The organism is Mycobacterium sp. DBP42, from assembly GCF_005924235.1.
In the GTDB taxonomy this organism is placed as follows: Bacteria; Actinomycetota; Actinomycetes; order Mycobacteriales; family Mycobacteriaceae; genus Mycobacterium; species Mycobacterium syngnathidarum.
Genome location: NZ_VCMY01000082.1, coordinates 1 through 4,486 on the forward strand (window position 1 = coordinate 1; position 4,486 = coordinate 4,486).

The window sequence follows — 4,486 nt, forward strand, 5'->3', positions numbered from 1 at the left end:
GAAGCATTAGCGTGGACCATGAGGACCTCTCGGTAATCGGATGTGCGTGTTTGGTAACCACACCGATACCGGAGGTCCTCACCTACTTCCGCTCACCACGCCGTTCACAACCTGTCTGGGAGTTACACCTAGATCCTCAGAGCAGAGTGGACCAGTAACTCCAGAACCGCACCAGGCACAACAGGATCACCGCGGTGAACCACAGCGCCACGATCGACCAGCGCCAGGTGTGCAGCCCGCGCAGCACGGCGTTGCCGCGCTGCGGCTGCACCGCGATCGTCGTCACCACGACCAGCAGCGGGATGGTCATCGACCACACCACCATGCAGTACAGGCACAGCGCGCCGATGGTGAACACGCTCTGGTAGATCAGCCAGTGCACGAACACCGTGCCCAGCAGCGTGCCGACCGCCAGCCCGGCCCAGTACCAGCGGGGCAGCTGAACCCGGGCCACCGCGAGCACCCCGGTCACCAGCACGACGGTGAACGACACGATGCCGATCAGCGAGTTCGGGAAACCGAACACGGCGGCCTGCGGGGTGACCATCACCGAACCGCAGGACAGCACCGGGTTGAGGCTGCACGTCGGCACGTAGGCCGGGTTCTTGAGCAGCTCGACCTTCTCGATGGTCAGCGCCAGCGCCGACGAGAGGCCCACCACGCCGGCGATCAGGACCCACAGCGCGCTCAGCCTCCCGACGTGCACCCCACCGTGCTCGGGGCTGTCCGGCTCGGCCGGGGACACCTCCCCTGGCGCGCTCACGCTCATGGAGCGGGAGCGGGAGCGGGCGCCGGGGTCGTCGGATCCGGATTCGGCGGCGGCGCACCGGCGTCGAGCACGGGCAGGTCACCGACGATGCTCCTGATCTCGTCGATCAGCGCGTCGGGGGTCGTCGGCTTGTAGTCCTTGCCGTTGATGCGGATGGTCGGGGTGGCCTTGACCTCGGTCGCCTTGGCCATGCCCTTGACCATGTCGTCGTAGCGGCCCTTCTCGATGCAGTTCGGGACGTCGCCGACGACGCCGGCCTGGCGCGCCACCTCGGTCAGCCGGGCCTCGTCCGGGAACGGGCCGACGCCCTCGGGCGGCTGCTGGGCGTACAGCGCGGCGTGGAAGCGGCGGAACGCCTCGGTGTCGGCTTCGGCCACGCAGTAGGCGGCGTTCGCGGCGCGGGTCGAGTACCCCTGGCCGGCCCGGTCCAGGATCGAGACCATGTAGTAGTCGGCCGCCACGGCGCCGCTGTCGATCAGCCGGTTGATCGTCGGGCCGAAGGCCTTCTCGAAGTTGCCGCACGCCGGGCACAGGAAGTCCTCGTAGAGCGACAGCACGGCCTTGGGCTCGCCGTCGTCACCGGTGATGACGTCGCTGGACGCCACCCGGATCGGCTTGGCCTCACCCTCGCCGGGCTTGTCCTCCTTGGTCATGACGATGTAGAGCACCAGCGCGACGGCGAAGATCACGACGATCGCGGTCAACCCGATCTGTACGGCCAGATTGCGTTTCTTGTCGGCCGCCTTCAGGTCGTACTTCGGGGTCTTCTTCGGTTTCGAGGCCACGGGGACAAGCGTACCGGCGGCGTTTTCGCGGCCCGTCAGACGCCGCGCAGACGGGTGCGCAGCGCGCTGATCATGTCGGCGACCGCGGCCGCGCAACCGCCCCCGATCGGGAACATGTTGGCGAAGCCGTGGATCAGCGCACCGGCCTGCCGCAGGTCGACGGCCACCCCGGCGGCGCGCAGTGCCTCGGCGTAGGCCACGCCCTCGTCGCGCAGTGGGTCGAAGCCGCCGGTCAGCACCAGTGCAGGCGCGAGCCCGGACAGGTCGTCGGCCAGCAGCGGTGACACGACCGGATCGGTGATCTGCACCGACGCACCGGTGACGTACTTGTCGGCGAACCACTCGATGTCGGCCTTCGTCAGGAAGTAGCCGGAGGCGAACAGGGTCTGCGACCGGGTCTCGCCGCTGGGGTTGGTCCACGGGTAGATGAGCAGTTGCAGCGCCGGTTGCGGCACTCCTTCGGCGCGGGCGCGCTGGGCGACGACGGCGGCGATGTTGCCGCCGGCGCTGTCCCCGCCGACCGCGACGCGGTCCGGGTCGGCACCGAGTTCGGCGGCGTGCTCGCGCGCCCAGCGGTAGGCGGCGAACCCGTCGTCGGCGGCGGCGGGCGCCTTGTGCTCGGGGGCCAGCCGGTAGTCGACCGACAGCACGTGCACCCCGGCGTCGCGGCAGATCAGCCGGCACAGGTCGTCGTGGCTGTCGAGGTCGCCGATCACGAAGCCGCCGCCGTGGAAGAACACCAGCAGCGGGGCGGCCGTGTCGGCGGTGGATGTGGGCGGAACGTAGTGGCGGGCCGGGATCTCACCGTCCCCGCCGGTCACGGTGAGATCTCTCACCGCGGCCACCGGGATCGCCTGCCGGAACCCGCCGGACAGGTCGCGCAGCTGCGCCCGCGCCGCCGCCACGTTGTTGGTGCCACCGTCGATCCCGACCAGCTTCTGCCCGGCGAGCATCAGCTGCACCGTGGTGTCGAGGGTGTTGCCGTCCACCGTCACCGTGCGGCCCGCCAGCAGCAGGCGTTTCACCGGGTCGGGGATGCGCGGCAACGCGCGCAGGGTGACACCCGCCATCGCGGTGACGAGCGCCTCCTTGCGTCCCGGGCTGTACGCGCCGTCAGCTGGCAGACTCGCAGTCATGGCATCTCCCTTGATCACGCTGAATGACGGTAATGCGATCCCCCAGGTTGGACTCGGAGTTTGGCAGACGCCGCCGGAGGCCACCGAGCGCGCGGTTGCCACGGCGCTGGAGGCGGGCTACCGGCACATCGACACCGCCGCCGCCTACCAGAACGAACGCGAGGTCGGGCAGGCGCTGGCCAAGTCGGGTCTGCGCCGCGAGGACGTCTACATCACGACCAAGCTGTGGAACGCCGACCAGGGTTATGATAGCACGCTGGCCGCGTTCGACAAGAGCATGGAGCGGCTGGGCCTGGAGTATCTCGATCTGTATCTGGTGCACTGGCCGATGCCGAAGACCAACAAGTACGTCGACACCTTCAAGGCGTTCGCCTACCTGCGTGACCAGGGCCGGATCCGCTCGATCGGGGTGAGCAACTTCGAGCCCGAACACCTGCGCACGCTGATCGACGCCACCGGCGTCGTGCCCGCCGTCAACCAGATCGAGCTGCACCCGCTGCTTCAGCAGCAGGAGCTGCGTGAGGTACACGCCGAACTGGGCATCGCCACCGAGGCGTGGAGCCCGCTGGGGCAGGGATCGCTGCTGGCGAATCCGACCGTCACCTCAGTCGCGGAGGCGCACGGACGCACCCCGGCGCAGGTACTGATTAGGTGGCATATCCAACTCGGCAATATAGTCATCCCGAAATCGGTGACCCCCGAGCGGATTGTGAGCAACTTCGACGTGTTCGACTTCGAGTTGAGCGAGCAGGACATGGCGTCGATCTCGTCGCTCGGCGATGGCACTCGCCTGGGTCCCGACCCGAGAAATTTCGAGTTCACAGGGTAGGTGACATGACCTCCTCGTCCATTCCGACGGTCACGCTCAACGACGACAACACCATGCCGGTGCTCGGCATCGGCGTCGGCGAGCTGTCCGAGGCCGACGCCGAGCAGGCGGTGCTGGCGGCGCTGTCGGCCGGTTACCGACTGATCGACACCGCCGCCGCGTACGGCAACGAGGCCGCCGTCGGCCGCGCGGTACGCAAGTCCGGGGTGCCCCGCGAGGAGATCTTCGTCACCAGCAAGCTCGACGTCCGCGACCAGGGTTTCAAGAGTGCGCAGGACGCCTGCCGCAAGAGTGTCGAGGAACTCGGTCTCGGCTACGTCGACCTGTACCTGATCCACTGGCCCGCCGGTGAGCAGGGCAAGTACATCGACAGCTGGGGCGGGCTGATGAAGAACAAGGAGCTCGGCGACGCCAAGTCCATCGGGGTGTCCAACTTCCACGAGGAGCACCTGTCGAACGTCATCGACCTGTCGTTCTTCACCCCCGCGGTCAACCAGATCGAGCTGCACCCGCTGCTCAACCAGGCGCACCTGCGCGAGGTGAACAAGGGCTACGGGATCGTCACCCAGGCGTACAGCCCGCTGGGCGTGGGCCGGCTGCTGGACAACGAGACCGTCGTCTCGGTGGCCCAGGCGCACGGCAAGACCCCGGCGCAGGTGCTGATCAAGTGGAGCCTGCAGCTGGGCAACTCGGTCATCACCCGGTCGAGGTCGCCGGAGCACCTGGCGGCCAACCTCGAGGTGTTCGACTTCGAGCTCACCGACGACCAGATGGCCGCGCTCAACGGCCTGGACGACGGCACCCGGTACCGCCCGGACCCGGAGACGTACACCGGCTAGTTGTTCTTCACGGGTAGGTTGTGAACGCGTAGGCGCTCGATTGGTGTCATTCCGCCGATGCCGGTGTGGGGTCGGTGGTGATTGTAGTGATGCAGCCAGTGCTGGTAGGTTCCGGCGCGTTCGGCCTC

The 4,486-nt window shown here is 68.0% G+C and carries 6 protein-coding genes; 2 read left to right on the forward strand and 4 right to left on the reverse strand.

What is annotated here, in order from left to right:
- Window positions 1–136 precede the first annotated feature (136 nt).
- Genes E0T84_RS31340 through E0T84_RS31350 form a run of 3 tightly spaced genes read right to left on the reverse strand, consistent with a single transcriptional unit; the run spans window position 137 to window position 2,690 of the window.
- Window positions 137–769 carry a vitamin K epoxide reductase family protein gene (locus E0T84_RS31340; RefSeq protein ID WP_003889255.1) on the reverse strand — a complete coding sequence of 211 codons (633 nt, stop codon included), beginning with the start codon at window positions 767–769 and terminating at the stop codon, window positions 137–139.
- Window positions 766–1,554, reverse strand: a complete 789-nt coding sequence (locus E0T84_RS31345; protein ID WP_047041144.1) for a thioredoxin domain-containing protein — start codon at window positions 1,552–1,554, stop codon at window positions 766–768. Before E0T84_RS31345 ends, E0T84_RS31340 begins: the two co-directional genes overlap by 4 nt.
- Before the next feature lie 35 nt (window positions 1,555–1,589).
- Window positions 1,590–2,690, reverse strand: a complete 1,101-nt coding sequence (locus E0T84_RS31350) for an alpha/beta hydrolase (RefSeq protein ID WP_047041146.1) — start codon at window positions 2,688–2,690, stop codon at window positions 1,590–1,592.
- On the opposite strand from E0T84_RS31350, the gene E0T84_RS31355 reads away from it, so the two are divergent.
- Window positions 2,689–3,519 carry an aldo/keto reductase gene (locus E0T84_RS31355; RefSeq protein WP_040634844.1) on the forward strand — a complete coding sequence of 277 codons (831 nt, stop codon included), beginning with the start codon at window positions 2,689–2,691 and terminating at the stop codon, window positions 3,517–3,519. The genes E0T84_RS31350 and E0T84_RS31355 overlap by 2 nt on opposite strands.
- A gap of 5 nt (window positions 3,520–3,524) precedes the next feature.
- Window positions 3,525–4,358 (forward strand): aldo/keto reductase, encoded by an 834-nt coding sequence (locus E0T84_RS31360; RefSeq protein ID WP_003889251.1) that lies wholly within the window; start codon window positions 3,525–3,527, stop codon window positions 4,356–4,358.
- On the opposite strand, the gene E0T84_RS31365 is transcribed toward E0T84_RS31360, so the two are convergent.
- The coding region (locus E0T84_RS31365; RefSeq protein WP_138746409.1) for an integrase core domain-containing protein at window positions 4,355–4,486 on the reverse strand (132 nt) is incomplete at its 5' end. The two genes, E0T84_RS31360 and E0T84_RS31365, sit on opposite strands and share 4 nt — an antisense overlap.

What these genes read in the sequence shown, in the direction of transcription:
- E0T84_RS31340 (WP_003889255.1), bottom strand. Translation starts at nt 769, where the DNA reads ATGAGCGTGAGCGCGCCAGGGGAGGTGTCCCCGGCCGAGCCGGACAGC.
- E0T84_RS31360 (WP_003889251.1), top strand. Translation starts at nt 3,525, where the DNA reads ATGACCTCCTCGTCCATTCCGACGGTCACGCTCAACGACGACAACACC.
- E0T84_RS31350 (WP_047041146.1), bottom strand. Translation starts at nt 2,690, where the DNA reads ATGACTGCGAGTCTGCCAGCTGACGGCGCGTACAGCCCGGGACGCAAG.
- E0T84_RS31355 (WP_040634844.1), top strand. Translation starts at nt 2,689, where the DNA reads ATGGCATCTCCCTTGATCACGCTGAATGACGGTAATGCGATCCCCCAG.